19 protein-coding genes and 1 other RNA gene are annotated in these 18,552 nt (G+C 57.2%); 9 read left to right on the top strand and 11 right to left on the bottom strand.

All coding sequences use genetic code 11. The features are described 5' to 3' along the window. The 3 genes from IE151_RS14030 to IE151_RS14020 are packed head-to-tail and all read left to right on the top strand — an operon-like array spanning position 1 to position 2,893. Entirely contained in the window at positions 1 to 915 is a 915-nt protein-coding gene (locus IE151_RS14030; protein WP_189491393.1) for an ABC transporter permease, read from the top strand. Beyond that, a complete protein-coding gene (locus tag IE151_RS14025) occupies positions 912 to 1,892 on the top strand; it encodes an ABC transporter ATP-binding protein (RefSeq protein WP_189491391.1) in 981 nt (326 codons plus the stop codon). The genes IE151_RS14030 and IE151_RS14025 overlap by 4 nt, the downstream gene beginning before the upstream one ends. Continuing rightward, positions 1,889 to 2,893, top strand: coding sequence for an ABC transporter ATP-binding protein (locus IE151_RS14020; protein WP_189491388.1), 1,005 nt, complete (start codon positions 1,889 to 1,891; stop codon positions 2,891 to 2,893). The genes IE151_RS14025 and IE151_RS14020 overlap by 4 nt, the downstream gene beginning before the upstream one ends. A gap of 258 nt (positions 2,894 to 3,151) precedes the next feature. Here IE151_RS14020 and IE151_RS14015 read toward each other — a convergent pair whose 3' ends face one another. Beyond that, positions 3,152 to 3,583, bottom strand: coding sequence for an Lrp/AsnC family transcriptional regulator (locus IE151_RS14015; RefSeq protein WP_189491385.1), 432 nt, complete (start codon positions 3,581 to 3,583; stop codon positions 3,152 to 3,154). Positions 3,584 to 3,705: 122 nt separating this feature from the next. Here IE151_RS14015 and IE151_RS14010 point away from each other — a divergent pair, with 122 nt between their 5' ends. Next, a complete protein-coding gene (locus IE151_RS14010) occupies positions 3,706 to 4,821 on the top strand; it encodes a saccharopine dehydrogenase family protein (protein ID WP_189491382.1) in 1,116 nt (371 codons plus the stop codon). A 211-nt stretch (positions 4,822 to 5,032) separates the two neighbouring features. Here the strand turns inward: IE151_RS14010 and IE151_RS14005 are convergent, their stop codons facing one another. Both IE151_RS14005 and IE151_RS14000 read right to left on the bottom strand, forming a co-directional pair. Further along, complete coding sequence (locus IE151_RS14005; RefSeq protein ID WP_189491381.1) at positions 5,033 to 6,223, bottom strand: vWA domain-containing protein; 1,191 nt, start codon at positions 6,221 to 6,223, stop codon at positions 5,033 to 5,035. Between the two features lie 89 nt (positions 6,224 to 6,312). Then, complete coding sequence (locus IE151_RS14000; protein WP_189491378.1) at positions 6,313 to 6,657, bottom strand: RidA family protein; 345 nt, start codon at positions 6,655 to 6,657, stop codon at positions 6,313 to 6,315. 194 nt (positions 6,658 to 6,851) lie between these two features. Here IE151_RS14000 and IE151_RS13995 point away from each other — a divergent pair, with 194 nt between their 5' ends. Continuing rightward, on the top strand, positions 6,852 to 7,331 hold the full coding sequence (locus tag IE151_RS13995; protein ID WP_189491375.1) for a MarR family winged helix-turn-helix transcriptional regulator: 480 nt from the start codon (positions 6,852 to 6,854) through the stop codon (positions 7,329 to 7,331). A gap of 6 nt (positions 7,332 to 7,337) precedes the next feature. Here the strand turns inward: IE151_RS13995 and IE151_RS13990 are convergent, their stop codons facing one another. Next, a complete protein-coding gene (locus tag IE151_RS13990) occupies positions 7,338 to 8,246 on the bottom strand; it encodes a LysR family transcriptional regulator (RefSeq protein WP_189491372.1) in 909 nt (302 codons plus the stop codon). A 141-nt stretch (positions 8,247 to 8,387) separates the two neighbouring features. Here IE151_RS13990 and IE151_RS13985 point away from each other — a divergent pair, with 141 nt between their 5' ends. After that, complete coding sequence (locus tag IE151_RS13985; RefSeq protein ID WP_189491369.1) at positions 8,388 to 9,884, top strand: CoA-acylating methylmalonate-semialdehyde dehydrogenase; 1,497 nt, start codon at positions 8,388 to 8,390, stop codon at positions 9,882 to 9,884. Positions 9,885 to 10,423: 539 nt separating this feature from the next. Here the strand turns inward: IE151_RS13985 and IE151_RS13980 are convergent. After that, the gene (locus tag IE151_RS13980) at positions 10,424 to 12,217 is read right to left on the bottom strand and encodes an ABC transporter transmembrane domain-containing protein (protein ID WP_189491366.1); all 1,794 of its coding nucleotides are present in this window, start codon (positions 12,215 to 12,217) and stop codon (positions 10,424 to 10,426) included. Positions 12,218 to 12,456: 239 nt separating this feature from the next. Here IE151_RS13980 and rpmE point away from each other — a divergent pair, with 239 nt between their 5' ends. Further along, entirely contained in the window at positions 12,457 to 12,678 is a 222-nt protein-coding gene (gene rpmE / locus IE151_RS13975; RefSeq protein ID WP_189491364.1) for a 50S ribosomal protein L31, read from the top strand. 137 nt (positions 12,679 to 12,815) lie between these two features. On the opposite strand, the gene IE151_RS13970 is transcribed toward rpmE, so the two are convergent. Next, positions 12,816 to 13,565 (bottom strand): YebC/PmpR family DNA-binding transcriptional regulator, encoded by a 750-nt coding sequence (locus IE151_RS13970; protein ID WP_189491361.1) that lies wholly within the window; start codon positions 13,563 to 13,565, stop codon positions 12,816 to 12,818. 175 nt (positions 13,566 to 13,740) lie between these two features. On the opposite strand from IE151_RS13970, the gene IE151_RS13965 reads away from it, so the two are divergent. Continuing rightward, positions 13,741 to 14,601 (top strand): MBL fold metallo-hydrolase, encoded by an 861-nt coding sequence (locus tag IE151_RS13965; protein WP_189491359.1) that lies wholly within the window; start codon positions 13,741 to 13,743, stop codon positions 14,599 to 14,601. Positions 14,602 to 14,634: 33 nt separating this feature from the next. On the opposite strand, the gene IE151_RS13960 is transcribed toward IE151_RS13965, so the two are convergent. From IE151_RS13960 to IE151_RS13940, 5 genes are all read right to left on the bottom strand, one after another. Next, complete coding sequence (locus IE151_RS13960) at positions 14,635 to 15,396, bottom strand: TerC family protein (RefSeq protein ID WP_189491356.1); 762 nt, start codon at positions 15,394 to 15,396, stop codon at positions 14,635 to 14,637. A gap of 282 nt (positions 15,397 to 15,678) precedes the next feature. Then, positions 15,679 to 16,503 carry a TIGR00282 family metallophosphoesterase gene (locus IE151_RS13955; RefSeq protein WP_189491353.1) on the bottom strand — a complete coding sequence of 275 codons (825 nt, stop codon included), beginning with the start codon at positions 16,501 to 16,503 and terminating at the stop codon, positions 15,679 to 15,681. Between the two features lie 12 nt (positions 16,504 to 16,515). Then, entirely contained in the window at positions 16,516 to 17,112 is a 597-nt protein-coding gene (locus tag IE151_RS13950) for a 5-formyltetrahydrofolate cyclo-ligase (protein WP_189491351.1), read from the bottom strand. A 19-nt stretch (positions 17,113 to 17,131) separates the two neighbouring features. Continuing rightward, a non-coding RNA gene (ssrS, locus tag IE151_RS13945) (6S RNA) lies at positions 17,132 to 17,292 on the bottom strand. A gap of 119 nt (positions 17,293 to 17,411) precedes the next feature. Continuing rightward, positions 17,412 to 17,663 (bottom strand): hypothetical protein, encoded by a 252-nt coding sequence (locus tag IE151_RS13940; RefSeq protein ID WP_189491349.1) that lies wholly within the window; start codon positions 17,661 to 17,663, stop codon positions 17,412 to 17,414. 42 nt (positions 17,664 to 17,705) lie between these two features. Between IE151_RS13940 and IE151_RS13935 the strand changes: the two genes are divergently transcribed. Further along, positions 17,706 to 18,539, top strand: a complete 834-nt coding sequence (locus tag IE151_RS13935; protein ID WP_189491347.1) for an AAA family ATPase — start codon at positions 17,706 to 17,708, stop codon at positions 18,537 to 18,539. The last annotated feature ends 13 nt before the right edge of the window (positions 18,540 to 18,552 follow it).

The following is an 18,552-nucleotide window of genomic DNA, read 5'->3' as shown; positions in this document are numbered from 1 at the left end:
ATGACCGACCTGAACGCTGAAAATACGCCTGCCGCCAAGGCAGAACCGAGCCGTATCGGAAAAGTGGCAAGGGACTTTTTTGCGGCCCCTGGCGCGGCCATTGGACTGGTCGTGCTGATCATCATCTGCATGTTGGCCATATTGGCACCATGGATTTCTCCGCAAAATCCCTACGACTTGATGCAGCTTGATATTATGGACGGGCGCCTTGCACCGGGCTCGGAATCCATGACGGGCCTCGTTTATCATCTCGGGACGGATAGTCAGGGACGCGATATTCTTTCCGGCATACTTTATGGCCTTCGCACCTCTTTGATGGTGGGGGTGGTTTCTGCTTTTGCCGCCGCGCTGATTGGTACGTGTGCCGGTCTGTTTGCCGCTTATATGGGCGGGCGTACAGAAACAGTCGTCATGCGGCTAGTCGATTTGCAGCTGTCTTTTCCCACCATCCTCATGGCGCTGATGATGCTTGCCGTGCTCGGCAAGGGTGTCATCAATGTGGTGATCGCCTTGATCATTGCGGAGTGGGCGACATATGCTCGTACGGTGCGAGGAACCGCGCTCGTTGAGCGTGAGAAGGAGTATATGGAAGCCGCGCGAATGTTGCGTCTCCCGAGATGGCGCATCCTTCTGCGGCACCTTCTCCCGAACTGTCTTGCTCCGGTGATCGTGATCGCAACGATGCAGGTGGCCCGGGCGATTGGTCTTGAGGCGACCCTCTCCTTCCTTGGTCTTGGAGCTTCGGTAACAGAGCCGTCACTGGGGATGCTCATTTCAACCGGATATCAATATCTGCTGACCGGGCTCTACTGGATCAGCTTCTTCCCTGGCGTTGCCCTTCTGGCGACGATCGTCGCCATCAATCTTGTCGGCGACCGCGTGCGCGATGTGCTCAATCCGAGGAATGCATCATGAGTGCCTTGTTGAAGGTCAGCAACCTGATCACCGAGTTTGGCGGGGGCAAGGGGACGCCCGGGCTTCGCGCCGTCAACGACGTGTCGTTCGAAGTCGGGCGAGGGCGTGTCTTGGGGTTGGTGGGAGAATCCGGATCCGGAAAGTCGGTAACGGGGTTCTCGATCATGCGGCTTCTTGAAAAGCCGGGACGCATCACCGGTGGCCAGGTATTCTTCGATGGGGTCGATATTGCCAAGAACTCGGAGGAGGAAATGAGGCAGTTGCGCGGGAAGCGCATTGCCATGGTTTTCCAGGACCCGATGATGACGCTCAACCCGGTGCTCACCATCGAAACACAGATGGTTGAAGCTGTACGTGCGCATGAGAATGTGTCGAAGGCAGAGGCACGGACGCGGTCGCGCGATGCGCTTGGTCTGGTCGGTATTCCCAGCCCGGAAGAAAGATTGTCCTCTTATCCGCACCAGTTCTCAGGCGGTATGCGCCAGCGCGTGGCAATCGCCATTGCACTGCTCCATCGTCCTGATCTCATTATAGCGGACGAGCCGACCACGGCGCTCGATGTCACCATCCAAAGCCAGATCATCTCGGAGTTTCAAAGGCTGGCAGAAGAGGCGAACACTGCCGTCATCTGGATCACGCACGACCTGGCCATCGTTTCCCGTCTGGCCGACGATATTGCCGTCATGTATGCGGGCAAGCTTGTGGAAACGGGAACGGTGGCGAATGTCCTGACAGATCCCCGGCATCCTTATACAGCAGGTCTGATCGCATCAGTGCCATCGCAAAACCGGCGCGGTGAGCCGCTGCGTCAAATTCGTGGAATGACCCCCGCGATCACGCGGCTTCCAAAGGGATGCAGCTTCCGCACCCGGTGCGACCGCGCAAGCGACAAATGCCTGATGATGCCCGATCTTGTACCAGAAGGCGGAAGGCGCTTCCGCTGTTTCCACCCAGTGACAGAGGCAATGGCGCAATGATGGCAAGTGATACCCCATTGATCGAAGCCCGGAATGTTTCCCAGCGGTTCGGCTCGAAGCCTGATCTTGCCGCAAAACTGGCGCTGAAACTCAAGCTGGCAAAGCCGGCTCCTGTCGTGCATGCACTGGACGATGTGAATCTCAGCATTCGGAAGGGGGAAGTGGTCGGCCTTGTGGGCGAGAGCGGATGCGGCAAGTCGACGCTCGGGCGTGTGATCGCCGGCATAACGTCGCCGACGCAAGGGCAAATTCTCTGGGAGGGTGAAGATCGTGACAGGCTCTCGTCGGCTCAAAAGCATACACTCGGTCTCAAGACGCAGATGATCTTTCAGAACCCCATGGCGGCGCTTAATCCGCGCATGACGGTCGATGAACTGATCTGGGAAGCTCCCTATGCCCATGGGCTCGGGAAACGCAGCGAACGCTCGTCATATGTGGACGAATATCTTAGGCTTGCCGGTTTCGACCCTTCGATGAAGAACCGCTTCCCGCATCAGTTTTCAGGTGGGCAGAGGCAGCGCGTCAATATTGCGCGCGCGCTTGCGGTACAGCCTGAATTTCTGGTCTGCGACGAAAGTGTCGCCGCGCTCGACGTTTCCATTCAGGCGCAGGTCATCAATCTTTTCATGGAGTTGAGAGACAGGCTCGATCTGACCTATCTCTTTGTGAGCCATGATCTGGGCGTCGTCGAGCACATATCGGATCGGGTAGCGATCATGTATCTCGGGCGCATTGTGGAGGAAGCATCGGTTGAAGAGATTTTCAGGCGACCCAACCACCCTTATACGCAGGCTCTTCTTGCGGAAGTCCCGCGTATTGAGCCGGAGAAGCGGCGGTTCCAAGCTGTAAAAGGGGAACTGCCAAGTCCGCTCAACCCACCCAAGGGATGTCACTTTCATCCGCGATGTCCTTTTGCCATGGAACGTTGCAAACAGGAAATGCCTGCCAGGCGGGAAGTAGCCCCCGCGCACCTGTCCGCGTGCCATCTCAATGATGTCTAGCTCTGCACTTTCGGATCTGGGGTCGCGCTATTGTCTGGCGCGGCTTCGCACCCGGATCGAAGGCTCTCAGGACGTAATTTCTACCAGCGATCCATCTGGCATACGGACTATTGCCTCGCAATAGGCGTCGCTGGTCATGCGTGGGCCAGAGATCGTGCGGCCATCTTATCGATGGCCGAATAGATATTCCAGAACGCTGCTGTCGCTTCGATGTCGCGCGTCCAGCGCGCCATGTGGGCTGCGCGCGTTGTTTCGTCCTCACCTGTCTATTCGCGTTGACAGAATTACCGCGGTTTGCGTTCTCTCCACGCCGTCTAGCTGTCCGACGCGATCGATAAGAGCGTCGAGATCAGAGATCGAGGCCGCCGAGAGGATTGCAATCAGGTCGAATTCTCCGCTCACTGAATGCAATGTCTGGACCTCGCGGATCACCGCCAGTTCAGCGCAGACCCGGGCGATGGATTTCGGCGCGATCGTAATAAGTAGATGAGCGCTAATCAGCCCATTTCTATAGGCGCTGGAAAGCTTCAGACCATATCCTTCGATGACGCCGGTTTGCTCGAGCCGCTCGAGGCGCGCCTGAACCGTGGTGCGTGAGAGACCGAGAGCCCGCGCTAGCGACGCGACGGGAATGCGGGCATTTTCGCTCAGAAGCGAAAGAAGCTCCCGATCCTTTTCCGTTAATGTCATTTTGCTGATCCAGGGCGTCAATTTGCACAAAACTTATCGTCGATTAGCGCAAAATGGCGCTGCACACCAGATGCATTTGGCGTGATTATTTCGTTGGATTTCAATGTTTGGGGGCAAGGCTCATGAAACAAATTGTCGTTGTTGGTGCAGGCAAGATCGGAACCACTATCGCGCGTTTTCTCTCAGGCACCGGTGATTATGCCGTCACCTTGGTCGATTGCGAGGCGGCCCAGATCGAGGCCATCAAACAGACTTCGCTTTTGCGCACGGCGGTTGTCGATGTGACGAACGAAGCCGCGTTGGGGCAGATGCTTTCCGGCAAATTTGCGGTGCTCAGCGCCGCACCCTTCTTCCTGACTACGCTTATTGCGCGCGCTGCCGCTGCTGCTGGCGTGCATTATCTCGATCTGACCGAAGATGTGCGTTCAACGCGCGAAGTGATTGAGATGTCGAAAACGGCAAAATCAGCCTTCGTTCCTCAGTGCGGGCTAGCTCCCGGTTTTGTGTCGATCGTCACCAGCGATCTCGCTAAACGCTTTGACAGCCTCGACACATTGAAGCTGCGCGTCGGTGCCTTGCCACAGTTCCCGACCAATGCACTGGGATATAATCTCACCTGGAGCACGGATGGCGTCATTAACGAATATATCGAGCCTTGCGAAGCCATCGTCGAAGGTAAGCGCATGCTCGTTCCAGCGCTTGAAGAGCGTGAGGAAATCCTGCTCGATGGCGTGAAATACGAGGCTTTCAACACTTCGGGCGGCCTAGGCTCGCTTTGTGAGACTTTCGAAGGAAAGGTGCGCACTCTCAACTATCGCACAATGCGTTATCCCGGCCACTGTGCAGTCATGAAGATGCTGCTACAGGATCTCGATTTGCGTAATCGTCGCCCTGTGATGAAAGACATTCTTGAGCATGCGTTGCCCGCGACGGGGCAGGACGTCGTACTCGTGGTCGTTACGGCAACCGGTTATCGCAATGGCCGCCTGATCGAGGAAAGCCATATCAGCGACGTTAAGAATGGCGAGATCTTCGGTGAAGATTTCAGCGCGATTCAGATAACCACGGCAGCAGGCATTTGCACGGTGCTGGATCTTCTGGTGGGAGGAAAGCTTCCGCAATCGGGCTTTATCAAACAGGAAGAGATACTCTTGTCCGACTTCCGCAAGAACCGCTTCGGTGGTCTTTACTGGGGGGAAGGCACGCTGGACGCAAAGCGCCCGGCCGCCGTTGCCTGAACGGACAACGCGAAGAATAGCGCGAACCACACCGCGCCATTCTTCGCGTCATTCCTCTAAAGTCATGTCAATCAGCGCAATCCGAGGAAAGAAAGAATTGCCAGAATAATGACGATAGCGCCGACGAGCCATACGATATTGTACACAGCCATCTCCTTTTGATTTCGATATTAGAACTCAAGCAAAAGGAGTTAGTTCCACCCGGTTATAATTACCGCTGCCCGGATAGTTCCTTCGTGGCGGCAGTCAAACCTTGCAACGTTAGGGGGAACATGCGCGCGCCGATGATCCGCTCGATCAGTTGGGTTGATTGGGTGTGCGCCCAGTAATCCTGCTTCACAGGATTGATCCAGATGGTCTTCTTCCAGCGATCCATTATCCGGCCCAGCCAGACCGCGCCCGCTTCAGCGTTCCAATGCTCCACGGAGCCGCCGGGATGCGTGATCTCGTAAGGACTCATGGCAGCGTCGCCGACGATGATTACCTTGTAATCGGGCCCGTATGTGTTCAGCAAATCACCGGTCTGGATGCGCTCGGCATGACGGCGGCGATTATCGGTCCAGACGCTCTCATAGATGCAATTGTGGAAGTAGAAATAGTGCAGGTGCTTGAATTCGCCGCGTACGGCGGAGAACAATTCCTCGACCACCCGCACGTGATCATCCATCGAGCCGCCAATGTCGAAGAAAAGTAGAAGTTTCACCGCGTTGCGCCGCTCCGGACGCATGCGGATGTCGAGGTAGCCATGTTCGGCGGTAGAGTGTACGGTGCCTTCGAGGTCGAATTCGTCCCGTGCACCCTCCCTTACCCAATGGCGCAAGCGCTTGAGTGCCACCTTGATATTGCGTGTGCCAATTTCCACCGTATCGTCGAGATTCTGGAAGTCGCGCCTGTCCCAGACCTTTACCGCGCGTCGGTGCCTGCTTTCGTTCTGGCCGATGCGAACGCCTTCCGGATTATAGCCGAAAGCGCCGAAGGGCGAGGTCCCGGCTGTGCCGATCCACTTGGAACCGCCTTGATGGCGCTCTTTCTGTTCTTCCAGGCGTTGGCGCAGCGTTTGCATCAACTTCTCGAAGCCGCCCAATGCTTCAACGAGTTTCTTTTCCTCCTCGCTCAAGTGCTTTTCAGCAAGGCCTCGCAGCCACTCGGCAGGGATTTCACGCGATGCAGCTGTGTCGCATGCGGAGAGTGTTTCCTGGCCTTTGAACGCCTGCGCAAAGACCCGATCGAAGCGGTCGATGAAGCGCTCATCTTTTACCAGGGCGGTACGGGCAAGGAAATAGAAGGCTTGCACATCGTCGTCGGAAAGGCCAGCCCGCATACCCTCCAGCAGCGTCAGATATTCGCGCAGAGAGACCGGTATGCCGGCTGCCTTGAGCTGAAGGAAAAAGGATAGAAACATCTTGCCGTCCCACGCTTGTGCGCGGACAAGGCTACCGCCTGGCACGCCAGAGCGGAAGAGGGAACCGTCGCTCGGTCCCCTCAACGTGATTACTTCGCCGCGACGATGATGATCTCGACAAGATATTCCGGTCCGGCAAGCAACGCCTGTCCGGTTGCGCGTGTTGGCGGATTGTCGGTGTCGACCCAGGCATCCCAGACCGCGTTCATGGCGTCGAAATACCGAATGTCGGACAGCCATATCTGTGCGGACAGGATTTTCGACTTCGAGCTTCCTGCCGCCGCCAAAAGCTTCTCGATTTCGGCAAGGACAGTCTTGGTCTGGGCTGTGATATCTTCGCCCGGATTGCCGACCTGGCCGGCGAGATAGATCGTGTCATTGTGGATGACGATCTCGCTCATGCGCTTGCCGGGATGCAGTCTGGTAATGGACATGGAAAACTCCTCGATGGTGCGGATGCCCGTTCGCCAATAACCTCTTGTCGCTTGCATTACAACCGGATCGGAAACGGCAGAATTCCGTCCTGCAATGCGGAATTGTAACCGGAGACGAAGATTCCGACGCGTGCTAACGCAGATGACAGTCTTCACGTTTTCAGTGTCTGGCCGTCATTGCAGGAGGAAGTTTTATGAATAAAGCAGTTTCGAAGGACGATTTTCAGGCAGCCGATACGAGCAGGACACGTCTGCGCGCCTGGATCCATCTCCTGATGCTCACCCGGAAGATCGAGAACGAGGTACGTGAGCGCCTACGCTTGAAATATGCGACAACGCTGCCGCGCTTTGACGTGATGGCCGCCCTCTATCGCACGGAAGAGGGCATGAAGATGGGCGAGCTGTCCACCGCGCTCATGGTTTCGAACGGGAATGTAACGGGCATCGTCGAGCGGCTGGTCCGGGAAAAACTGGTCGAACGCGTGCCTGTCATGGATGACCGCCGCGCTATGGAGGTGCGTCTTACGAAGCTTGGCCGGGAAAATTTCGAGCAGATGGCAACAACCCACCGTGGATGGATCGATGAGGCGCTTGTCAATCTTTCGGAAGAGGAATGCAGCCAGTTAATATGCCTGGCTGACCAAGCACGCCAATCCTTGTCTCATCGGCGATAATCCGCCTTAGGCGATCGCGCGCTTTCTGCTTCCCGAGGCAAACAGTTCGCGCTCTGCCTCTACGGTCTTCGCGATGAAATCCGCAACCAGCTGGATGCGGCGCAAAGGGCGTACTGTTTCGTGATAGACGAGCCAGTAAGAGCGCCGCAGGGCGGGAGCGACCGGGACGGGTATGAGTTCGGCATAGGATGCCGCGATATAGGCATGCAGAATGCCGATGCCGCTCCCCGCACGCACAGCCTCTACCTGTCCCAAAGCAGAGGATACGGAAAAGCGCGGTTGCCAGTCCTCGGAGAAGTCGGCCGCGTAATCAAGCGAAGGATTGATGACGAGATCGGGTACGTAGCCGACAAGATGATGCCGGTTGAGATCCTTGCTGCTTTCCGGCATGCCGTGGAGGGTCAGATAATCTTTCGAGGCGTATAGACCCAGAGAATAGTCGATCAGCTTGGCGGCGACCAACCGCCCCTCATGTGGACGCTCCACCGTAATCGCGATGTCGGCTTCACGGCGAGACAACGAGAAGGAGCGCGGCACAGGGACGAGTTGTACGCTCAGGGAAGGGTGCTTCTCAGTGATGGCGCTAAGTCGGGGAGCGAGAAACGCGACGCCAAAACCGTCCGGCGCACCAACGCGAACGGTTCCTGAAATTTCACCGCCTTCGTCGGCAATTTCCGCCCGCACGCTGATCATGTCGGCCTCCATCCGCTCGGCGGTTTCAAGGAAGCGTTCACCAGCCGGTGTCAACTCACAGCCCGTCGTCAGGCGGCGCAGGAGTTTAGCCTTCAGGCCGTCTTCAAGCGCCGCAATACGGCGCGAGACAGTGGCATGGTTCAGCTCCAACCGTTTGGCGGCACCGAGAATTTGGCCGGTGCGCGCAACGGCCAGAAAAATACGAACGTCGTCCCAGTTCATAGGCTCCTCCTATTTGCGCTATATGTAGAGCAATCTTTTTGTTCTGTAAATTATGCACATCGGTTGCGTCCGCTCTAACGTTGCGTTTCGAGCGCATGGCGGGCACAAAAGACGAAACGTCAATCTGGAGGAGCATTCATCATGCGCGAAGTAGGACATTTCATCGGTGGCAAGCACGTCGCGGGCAAGAGCGGCCGTCATGCCGATATCATGCAGCCGATGGACGGCACGGTGCAGGGGCGCGTCGCCCTTGCTGGTCGCGAGGAGTTGCGCGAAGCCATCGAAAACGCAAAGGCAGCACAGCCAGCCTGGGCGGCCACCAATCCCCAGCGCCGCGCCCGCGTGCTGATGAAATTTCTTGAGCTGGTGCACAAGGAGTATGATGCGCTTGCCGAATTGCTGGCGCGGGAACATGGCAAGACCATTCCCGATGCCAAGGGCGATATTCAGCGCGGCCTCGAGGTTATCGAGGTGTGCATAGGCATGCCGCATCACATGAAGGGCGAATATACCGAGGGTGCAGGTCCGGGCATTGATGTGTATTCGATGCGCCAGCCACTTGGTGTCGTCGCCGGCATAACGCCGTTCAACTTCCCGGCTATGATCCCGCTCTGGAAGATAGGTCCGGCGATTTCTGCCGGCAATGCCTTCATCCTCAAGCCGTCCGAACGCGATCCGGGCGTGCCGCTGCGCATCGCCGAGCTTTTCCTTGAGGCTGGTCTGCCTGCGGGCATTCTAAATGTTGTCAATGGCGACAAGGAAGTGGTCGACGGCATTTTGCAGGACCCGGACGTCAAAGCGGTCGGCTTTGTCGGTTCGACGCCGATTGCGCATTACATTTACTCGGAAGCCGCCAAATACGGCAAACGTGCCCAGTGCTTCGGCGGGGCAAAGAACCATATGATCATCATGCCGGATGCCGACATGGATCAGACGGTCGATGCGCTGATTGGTGCGGGTTATGGTTCGGCAGGCGAACGCTGCATGGCGGTCTCGGTCGCCGTTCCGGTGGGCGAAGATACGGCAAATCGCCTTATGGAACGCCTAATTCCGCGCGTCGAGGCGCTCAAGGTCGGTCCTTCTACTGATGCCGCGGCAGATTTCGGTCCCGTGGTCACCGCGCAGGCCCTGGAGCGGATTAAGGGCTATGTCGACAAGGGCGTGGCCGAAGGGGCAAAGCTCGTTGTCGACGGACGCGGTTTCAAGATGCAGGGTTACGAGAACGGCTATTATATGGGGGGCTGTCTTTTTGACAATGTCACCGAAAACATGGCCATCTATAGGGAAGAAATCTTCGGGCCGGTTCTCTCTGTTGTGCGCTCGCCGAATTATGAGCACGCGCTGAAGATCATCAATGAGCACGAATACGGCAATGGTGTCGCGATCTTCACACGCGATGGCGATGCGGCGCGTGACTTTGCCGCTCGCGTTCAGGTCGGCATGGTTGGGGTCAATGTGCCGATCCCGGTTCCTGTCGCCTATTACACTTTCGGTGGTTGGAAGGCCTCCTCCTTCGGCGATCTCAACCAGCATGGCCCGGATGCTTTCCGCTTCTACACAAAGACGAAGACCATCACCTCGCGCTGGCCATCCGGTATCAAGGATGGCGCAGAGTTCGTCATTCCGACGATGAACTGACGCGACAGTTCAGATGCTGCTGCTCTCCCCGATGCGGGAGGATAATCTGGCAGCCCGACGCGTGGATAAAAATACCTGGTTTTTCAGCCGGGTATTTTTTTGTGCCTTTCCGATCAGGGACTTGTCATTTTATCGGGAGGAGAAAAGCTCCAATCCATCCACACCTCGGGCAGTTGGCCGATAATACTCTCGCGTTCTCGGAGGGGTCTCGTGTGCACCCGTGACACTGAGCGAGGACGTCGGCGACTGGATGGGTGAGGTCTGACAAGCCTTGCATATCTGGCACGTCTTTCGCCCTGGCAAAGCGAAGGATCATCGTCGGGAGCATGTGGAAGCATTTGAGATTGATGAGTTGACGGGCCACATGCTCCAAAACCCCTCAATTTCCCGGCAACCCCTGGCCTACGAAAGCCATGGATTGCCGAAGGAATGCGGAAGTTTCCGGGAAAAGAGCGAGCAAGACGCGCCCAAAACTTCCGGAAAGAAAAACAAATCCGTCAACCGCAGGCGATCACGTCGGGCGGCGTTTGCGCACGTCTTTATTCCGCAGCGCCGCGGAAGGCTTGCGCGCCGCTTTCGAATTGCAGCCGAGCGAGCCGTGCATAGGGTCCATCGCGACGCACCAGACTGTCGTGCGTTCCTTCCTCCACAATGCGACCCTCGTCAATGACGACAATCCGATCAGCCTTCAGAACCGTCGCCAGACGGTGCGCGATTACAAGCGTCGTGCGTCCCGTCATCAGCCGATCCAGGGCATCCTGCACGAGCATTTCACTTTCCGCGTCGAGAGCGGAGGTTGCCTCATCGAGCAGCAGGATAGGTGCATTGCGTAGGATCGCACGGGCAATGGCGATACGCTGGCGCTGACCGCCTGAAAGAGTTATGCCGCGCTCGCCGATCATCGTGTCGTAGCCATATGCCATTTTCTCGATGAATTCATGCGCATGCGCTGCCTTTGCGGCGGCTTCGATTTCCTCTTGGGATGCTTCAGGTCGCCCGAATGCGATATTCTCGCGTGCGGTTGCGGCAAAGACCGTGACATCCTGCGGCACAATCGCGATGGATTGGCGAAGCCCTTGTGGATCAACCTGCGCAATATCGGTGCCGTCGATCAGGATGCGGCCGTTGGCCGGGTCGTAGTAACGCAGGAGCAGCGAAAACAATGTGCTCTTGCCAGCGCCCGACGCGCCGACGATTGCGACGCGTTCGCCGGGCTGGATCGCGAGGGCGATGTGCTGGAGCGCAGGCAGATCAGGTCGGCCCGGATAGGCGAAGGATACGTCCTCCAATGCAATGGCGCCATCCGGTTTTTCCGGCAGGGCCAATTCCGGCTGACGCACGGTGATTGCGGGCTCCTCGTCCAGAAGCTCGCCGATGCGCTCGAGTGCTCCGGCGGTTTGCGCAAGTTCACCCCAGATTTCTGACAAGGCGCCCAGTGCTCCCGCGGCAAAAACAGAGTAGAGCACGAACTGGCCGAGCGTGCCTGCCGAGATTACACCCGAAAGCACGTCCCGCGATCCAAACCAGAGGACGGCAACCACCGAACTCAAGACGGTGAATATGGCGATGAAGGTCAGCAGTGCGCGCGCTGCCGCGGTGCCGCGCGCGGCATCAAACGCGCCCTCCACCGCTGCGGCAAAACGCGATCGCGCCTTTTCCTCATGAGTGAAAGCCTGTACTGTGCGAATTGCGCCGATCTGCTCACTGGCGAAGGCGGCACTGGCGGCGAGCGTGTCTTGTGCCTCACGCGACCGTTTGCGTACCGACCGTCCAAAGGCAACGAGGGGGATAATGATCACCGGGATGGCGGCGAGTACCAGCGCCGAAAGTTTCGGGCTGGTCACGACCATCATTGTCACGGCGCCCGTCCCGAGGATGACATTGCGCAGGGCCACCGACAGCGTCGCTCCAACCATAGAGCGGATTTGCGTCGTGTCCGCGGTCAGGCGCGAGACGATTTCGCCGGATTGCTCGCGATCAAAGAAGGCAGGCGACAGCGTCGTGATATGCGCGAAAACGTTGCGACGAATGTCCGCGACCACGCGTTCACCCAGCGTCATGACAAAATAGTACCGACCAGCGGAAGCCAGGGCGAGGATCGCCGCAATGACCACAAGGACGGAGAAATAGTTTGAGATGAAGGTCGAATTGGCTTCCGAAAAGCCATGGTCGATCACGCGGCGTACGGCAAGTGGAAGAGTCAGCGTGGTGAGACCGGCCAGCGTCAGGAAGAAGAAGGCGGTAGCCGCGCGTCCGCGGTAGCGTAGCAGGTAGGGCTTCAGCCGCATCAGCGGTCCAAGTTTGGCCCGTCCCGGATTGCCAGTTTTTCTCATTCGTCCATTCTTCTTTAGCTTTGCGCCCTTGTCATAGTCCTATAGAGCGGCAATGAAAACCACTTTGCAGGCCAGTCAGCCTGCGCAGGCCCTTGTGCTTGAAGGCTGCATGATATATAGCCGCTCCCAACCGTCATGGGAGCCATACAGTCCTATAGGGACGGCTTCATGTTTTCGATAGTGGGTGACATCGCCGCAGGTGGCTTTGCCAGGCGTCGCCCGATTGCAGGATTGTAGCGATGAAGAAAGATATTCACCCAGACTACCACACCATCAAGGTCGTCATGACCAATGGTACGGAGTTCACTACGCGTTCCACCTACGGCAAGGAAGGCGACACGCTGAACCTCGACATCGATCCGAACACGCATCCGGCGTGGACCGGTTCCTCGCAGACGCTTCTCTCGAAGGGCGGCCGCGTGTCCAAGTTCAACAAGCGTTACGAAGGTCTTGGCATCTAATTGCCGGCCCGATGGAAGTTCGATCTTTTGAAAACCTCCGGTCATGGCCGGGGGTTTTTTGTTATCTGAGATTTTCTGCATAGAAAAACCGCCTGTCCGATGGAGGCAGGCGGTTTTTCATTTCGACAGACCAAAGATCAGGCGGCGCTGAGCTTGGCCATGGTTTCTTCATCGACTTCGAAGTTGGCGTAGACATTCTGCACATCGTCGTCGTCTTCGAGAACGCCGATCAGCTTCATCAAGGAAGTTGCGCGCTCCTCATCGACCGGTACGCTGTTTTGCGGCTTCCAGATCGTTTTCACGGATTCAGCTTCGCCAAGAGCTGCTTCGAGCGCCTTGGAAACCTCCCCCAGATCTTCGAAGGCACAGATGATCGTGTGACCATCTTCATCTGATTGCACGTCATCGGCACCAGCTTCGATGGCGGCTTCCATCACGGTATCGGCATCGCCAACCTTGGTCGGATAGGTGATCTCGCCGACGCGGTCCCACATGAAGGAAACCGAACCGGTTTCACCCAGTGCCCCGCCTGCCTTGGTGAAGGCTGCGCGTACATTGGAGGCGGTGCGATTGCGATTGTCGGTCAGGGCCTCGACGATGACGGCAATGCCGCCCGGGCCGTAACCTTCGTAGCGTACCTCATCGTAATTCTCGCCTTCGCCACCGGCGGCTTTCTTGATGGCGCGTTCTATATTATCCTTGGGCATCGACTGCGCCTTGGCATTCTGGATGGCCAGACGAAGGCGCGGGTTCATTGCAGGGTCAGGCAGGCCCGCCTTGGCGGCCACGGTGATTTCGCGACCAAGCTTGGAAAACATTTTCGAGCGAACCGCATCTTGGCGGCCCTTGCGGTGCATGATGTTTTTAAATTGGGAATGACCGGCCATTTCGCCTCAGCATCTCGTATAGAATATCGGAAATCGGTTGGCGGCTATATACTGAAAATGGTGGCGTCAGTCCAGTCGCACCGCATATTTCAAGCTGTACACCGAACTGTGATTTGTCGCTAAACTTTGAAACGATACGCTGATCCCATTGCAGTCACGCTCCACAGGAGATGATATGATGCGCAATACAGGTTTGAGCACCGCGCTCGTGGCAGTCCTTTCAATCTCTGTTTTTGCCCTGCCGACACAGGCGCAAATGCCACAACCGCCGATGGCCGACGACCCGGTTCCCAGTCAGTGCCTTGCCATGGCCAAGGCGATACCTGGCGCGACATATGCGAACTTCCAGCTGAAACGGGCAGGGCCGCTGCGCCCCCAGTTCGTCAGTACCGGAGATCAGCTCGTGCGCTTCACCTATGTCGGACACTCGACCTATGAGATCGAAAGTCCCGAAGGGGTGGTGATTGCGACGGACTATAATGGCTGGCTGGGAAATTCCATGCCGACGATCGCGACCATGAACAAGGCGCATCGTACGCACTATACAGATACACCCGACCCTGGGATTCACCACGTATTGCGCGGCTGGAATCCGGAAGGGGGACCGGCGCGTCACGCAGTCACCGTGAAGGATGTCTACGTGCGCAACGTGCCGACCGATATTCGCCGCTATGGCGAGATGGAGGCGGATGGAAACTCCATCTTCATCTTCGAGACGGCGGGGCTTTGTATCGGCCACCTGGGACATCTGCACCATCCGCTGACGGACAAGCATTATGGCGCCATCGGTCGGCTCGACGTCGTTATGGTGCCGGTTGATGGCGGGTTGACGATGAGCCAGAACCGTATGTCGGAGCTTACCAAAAGGCTACAATCGTCGATCGTCTTGCCGATGCACCGCAACGGACGTTCGATGGAAAGCTTTTTGGCGCTGCTGCCGGACTTCGCGCCCGAGTGGCGCGACAGCGACACGATGGAAGTGTCCCTAAGGACATTGCCATCGCGCCCCAGTATCGTGATTTTGAGGGGCACGTAAGGAAAGGGCGGCTTTGCGAGCCGCCCTTTATATTCAGTGCTTGTTGCCATCGACGCGCTTTTTGCGACGCGCCAGCATGTTGAGACCTTCGACCAGCGCCGAGAACCCCATGGCTGAATAAATATAGCCCTTCGGCACATGATAGCCCATGCCGTCGGCAATCAGCGTCATGCCGATCATCAAGAGGAAGCCCAGGGCCAGCATGACGATGGTGGGGTTCTTGTCGATGAAATTTGCCAGCGGCTCTGCCGCGATAAGCATCACGGTTACGGCAAAGATCACCGCGATATACATGATGGCGATCTCGTCGGTCATGCCGACCGCCGTGATGATCGAGTCGACCGAGAATACGAGGTCGAGCAACAGAATCTGGAACACTGCGGCGCCCATCGTCAACTGGACCGTCTGGCCGATGGCACTCTTGTCTTCCTTGTCAATCGGATCAACCGTGTGATGGATTTCCTTCGTTGCCTTCCAGACGAGGAAGAGACCGCCGGCGATCAAAATGAGATCGCGCCAGGAGAAGCTGTTGCCGAACAGCGTGAACACGGGTGTGGTCGCCTGCACGATAAACGAAATGGTCGCCAGAAGGATGAGGCGCATGATGAGCGCGGCACCGATGCCGAGGCGTCGCGCCATCTTCTGGTTTTCTTTTGGAAGCTTGTTGGTGAGGATCGAGATGAAAATCAGGTTGTCGATGCCAAGAACGACTTCCATTGCGATCAGCGTGATCAGCGCCACCCAGGCGGTGGGATCGTTGATGAAGCCGAAATATTCCGCGAAAAAACCACCCATCGGTGTGAGATATCCCCTGCAAGGCGTTTCGGACCAGATATGAAGAGGTATCCGAAACGCGACAAAATGAAAGTCCTCAGCGCTTTTGCGTTCCGGATGGGGTGCGAAAAGGCTCTGAAGGTCACAAGATAACTTTCTTGATGCGCCGCATGTTCCGTGGGAGCACGAAGGACGCAGCAAGGCCCTCCCGGTCGCGCGCAGATATTCTCTTAAAAGAGTCACGCTACGCGCAAGGGCAGTGCCTCTTCACGCGTACGGTTTTCAGCGGATGGTTAATCCGGATCAACGCCAAAAAGATGGTATCGTCTCTTCAAGGCGGGGGCCAAGGCGCAAGGGTGCGATCTTTTCGGCCAGGCCCGTACGATCGGAAATCTCGACGCCGACGCCGCAGATCGTTGCAGGGCCGCTTGCAGCTTCCATACGCCCTTTCGGCACCTTGGAAAGAAAGCGGTTGAGCGGTTCTTCCTTATCCATGCCGAGAGAGGAGTCATAATCACCGCACATGCCTGCGTCCGACATATAGCCAGTGCCGCCAGAGAGGATCTGGTAATCGGCGGTGGGCTGATGCGTATGGGTGCCAACCACCACGCTGGCACGGCCATCGACGAAATGGCCGAAACAGACTTTCTCGGAGGTCGCCTCAGCGTGGAAATCAATGATCACTGCATCGGCCTGTTCTCCCAGCGGGCAGGCAGCAAGTTCTCGCTCACCGGCCTGAAAGGGGTCACCCAGTTCCGGATGCATGAAGACGGTGCCCATAATATTGGCGACGAGCACCCGCGCGCCATTCTTGGCCATATATAGGCCGGCCCCCCTTCCGGGTGTTCCATTTGGAAAATTGGCCGGCCGCAGGAAACGCTCTTCCTGGCTTGCAAAGCGCAGCGCGTCCTTCTGGTCCCATACATGATTGCCGGTCGTCACCACGTCGGCTCCCGCAGCGATCGTATCGTGAAAAATCGCTTCGGTGATGCCAAAACCGCCAGCAGCATTTTCACCATTTACGACGACGAAATCCAGCTTCAGATCGGAGATCAGGCCCGGCAGCTTTTGGAACACGGCGGTGCGTCCGGACCGACCGACCATGTCGCCAAGAAACAGAAACCGCATGCCGAAATCCTTTCACCCAAAACGGCGCAGGCCGCTTTCCGTCACGATCGCATCGAGGCGCATGTCATGCGGCTCGTCGGGAACCTTGTCTACTTCCTGACAATCGAATGCAATGCCGAGAAGATAAGGTTTCCTACATTTTTCGCGGATTTTCGCGGTGGCGCGATCGTAATAGCCTGCTCCGTAGCCGATGCGGTGGCCGCGTGCGTCGAATGCCGCCATCGGCATCAGCACCAGATCAGGGTCGAGTTCCGGCGCGCTTGCGTCCGGCCCGGATGTGCCAAAGCCCATGTCGATCAGCGTTGCAGCATTGACCATCCGTCGAAAGACGATGGTTTCGCGGTCCAGGATGGCAGGCAAGGCGATTGTCAGTCCTTTCGCACGAAGCAGCTCCATTGCCGGGCGGATATCGAGTTCTGAACGCATGGGCCAATAGGCACCTACCGTTGCGTAGGCGGAGAAATCCGTCTCCGAGAGAAGCGTTCGTGCGACCAGATTTGCCGCATTCTCCCGGTACTTGAGCGAAAGCGCGTCGCGGCGCGCCAAGGCATCTTCACGCAGGCGTTTCTTCTCGGGATTCCGGGGGCGGGGAGAGTTTGCATTTGTCATGCCTGACAAAAGCAGAAGAAGGCGATCCAGGCAACCGGTGGAAGATATCCATTCCCGGGACCTACAAAGTAGGTGGGCGCCGTAATGCCCCAGCCCACGGGCCGGAGCAGGGACAGCTCCCTTTCGGATGGATAAGGCCCCGAGGTAATTTGGTTTTCCTGCCGAGAGGCCCAGACCGTAAACGCAATATAGCGTTTGCAGGGGCCTTTCACCAGAGCCGGAAACATTAAATCTTCGTCCTGTCCATAATGGATTTGTTGCGCTGGAGAGGGGCTGGCTGGCGTTGCTGCGATAACATTTCAAACCTGCCCGGCCAACCCGATTGCATCAAGCGGGCTCGGCGCGAAGCTTCTGACGACTGGCGCGGTCATAATGGTCGCCTGCACCGGGCATAGTCGTTCGATGCGCATCGGCAACAAGGCGACCGAATTGGCGGTTGTGAAGGACGAAGTCGTGGCGATCGAGTTCCATATTGCTGGCCGTTGCGCAGCCCCGAAAAGCAGATGGCTCAAAAAGCTACGGCTCCAGAGCGTCGATAGGCCTTGCGTCATGGCGTGCACCGATTACGGTGTGCGCCAAACGGGACCAGGAATATGCGCTTCGAAGGTACGCAGGACTATATTGCCGACAAGGATCTGATGATCGCGGTCAATGCCGCGATCACGCTTGAACGACCGCTGCTGGTCAAAGGCGAGCCGGGCACAGGTAAAACCGAACTCGCTCGCCAGATCGCCAAGGCGCTGAAACTCGATTTCATCGAATGGAATGTCAAATCGACGACGCGTGCTCAGCAGGGCCTTTACGAGTATGACGCCGTGTCGCGGTTGCGAGACAGTCAGCTTGGCGATTCACGCTTCAATGATATCCGCAACTATATTCGGCGCGGCAAACTGTGGGACGCTTTCTCCCGGGAGGAAAAAGCCGTTCTCCTGATCGACGAGATCGACAAGGCGGATATCGAGTTTCCGAACGATCTGTTGCAGGAACTCGATCGAATGGAATTTTTCGTCTACGAAACTGGCGAGACAGTGAAGGCAAAGCAGCGCCCGATCGTCATCATCACCTCGAACAATGAGAAGGAACTGCCCGACGCTTTTCTGCGGCGCTGCTTTTTCCACTATATCCGGTTCCCCGACATCGAGACGCTGCAGGCTATCGTCGATGTACATTTTCCAGGCATCAGGCAGGATCTGGTGCGGGCTGCCCTCACGCGTTTCTTTGAAATTCGCGACATGCCGGGACTAAAGAAGAAGCCTTCGACCTCTGAGGCTCTGGACTGGATCAGGTTGCTTGTCAGCGATGATATTGATCCCGTCGATCTGCGCACTGACGCCAAGAACACCTTGCCGAAGCTGCATGGTGCGCTGGTGAAGAATGAGCAGGATATTCACCTGTTCGAGCGCCTTGCATTCATGGCTCGCCGTTAGAGGGAAGAAACAG

The sequence above is a fragment of the Limoniibacter endophyticus genome (assembly GCF_014652835.1).
Taxonomy (GTDB): Bacteria; Pseudomonadota; Alphaproteobacteria; order Rhizobiales; family Rhizobiaceae; genus Limoniibacter; species Limoniibacter endophyticus.
This window is presented reverse-complemented; position numbering and strand designations above follow the sequence as displayed.

Excerpts from the sequence above, each read along its gene's own strand:
- IE151_RS14030 (WP_189491393.1), top strand. The coding sequence starts at position 1 with ATGACCGACCTGAACGCTGAAAATACGCCTGCCGCCAAGGCAGAACCG.
- IE151_RS14025 (WP_189491391.1), top strand. The coding sequence starts at position 912 with ATGAGTGCCTTGTTGAAGGTCAGCAACCTGATCACCGAGTTTGGCGGG.
- IE151_RS14020 (WP_189491388.1), top strand. The coding sequence starts at position 1,889 with ATGATGGCAAGTGATACCCCATTGATCGAAGCCCGGAATGTTTCCCAG.
- IE151_RS14015 (WP_189491385.1), bottom strand. The coding sequence starts at position 3,583 with ATGACATTAACGGAAAAGGATCGGGAGCTTCTTTCGCTTCTGAGCGAA.
- IE151_RS14010 (WP_189491382.1), top strand. The coding sequence starts at position 3,706 with ATGAAACAAATTGTCGTTGTTGGTGCAGGCAAGATCGGAACCACTATC.
- IE151_RS14005 (WP_189491381.1), bottom strand. The coding sequence starts at position 6,223 with ATGTTTCTATCCTTTTTCCTTCAGCTCAAGGCAGCCGGCATACCGGTC.
- IE151_RS14000 (WP_189491378.1), bottom strand. The coding sequence starts at position 6,657 with ATGTCCATTACCAGACTGCATCCCGGCAAGCGCATGAGCGAGATCGTC.
- IE151_RS13995 (WP_189491375.1), top strand. The coding sequence starts at position 6,852 with ATGAATAAAGCAGTTTCGAAGGACGATTTTCAGGCAGCCGATACGAGC.
- IE151_RS13990 (WP_189491372.1), bottom strand. The coding sequence starts at position 8,246 with ATGAACTGGGACGACGTTCGTATTTTTCTGGCCGTTGCGCGCACCGGC.
- IE151_RS13985 (WP_189491369.1), top strand. The coding sequence starts at position 8,388 with ATGCGCGAAGTAGGACATTTCATCGGTGGCAAGCACGTCGCGGGCAAG.
- IE151_RS13980 (WP_189491366.1), bottom strand. The coding sequence starts at position 12,217 with ATGAGAAAAACTGGCAATCCGGGACGGGCCAAACTTGGACCGCTGATG.
- rpmE (WP_189491364.1), top strand. The coding sequence starts at position 12,457 with ATGAAGAAAGATATTCACCCAGACTACCACACCATCAAGGTCGTCATG.
- IE151_RS13970 (WP_189491361.1), bottom strand. The coding sequence starts at position 13,565 with ATGGCCGGTCATTCCCAATTTAAAAACATCATGCACCGCAAGGGCCGC.
- IE151_RS13965 (WP_189491359.1), top strand. The coding sequence starts at position 13,741 with ATGATGCGCAATACAGGTTTGAGCACCGCGCTCGTGGCAGTCCTTTCA.
- IE151_RS13960 (WP_189491356.1), bottom strand. The coding sequence starts at position 15,396 with ATGGGTGGTTTTTTCGCGGAATATTTCGGCTTCATCAACGATCCCACC.
- IE151_RS13955 (WP_189491353.1), bottom strand. The coding sequence starts at position 16,503 with ATGCGGTTTCTGTTTCTTGGCGACATGGTCGGTCGGTCCGGACGCACC.
- IE151_RS13950 (WP_189491351.1), bottom strand. The coding sequence starts at position 17,112 with ATGACAAATGCAAACTCTCCCCGCCCCCGGAATCCCGAGAAGAAACGC.
- IE151_RS13940 (WP_189491349.1), bottom strand. The coding sequence starts at position 17,663 with ATGACGCAAGGCCTATCGACGCTCTGGAGCCGTAGCTTTTTGAGCCAT.
- IE151_RS13935 (WP_189491347.1), top strand. The coding sequence starts at position 17,706 with ATGCGCTTCGAAGGTACGCAGGACTATATTGCCGACAAGGATCTGATG.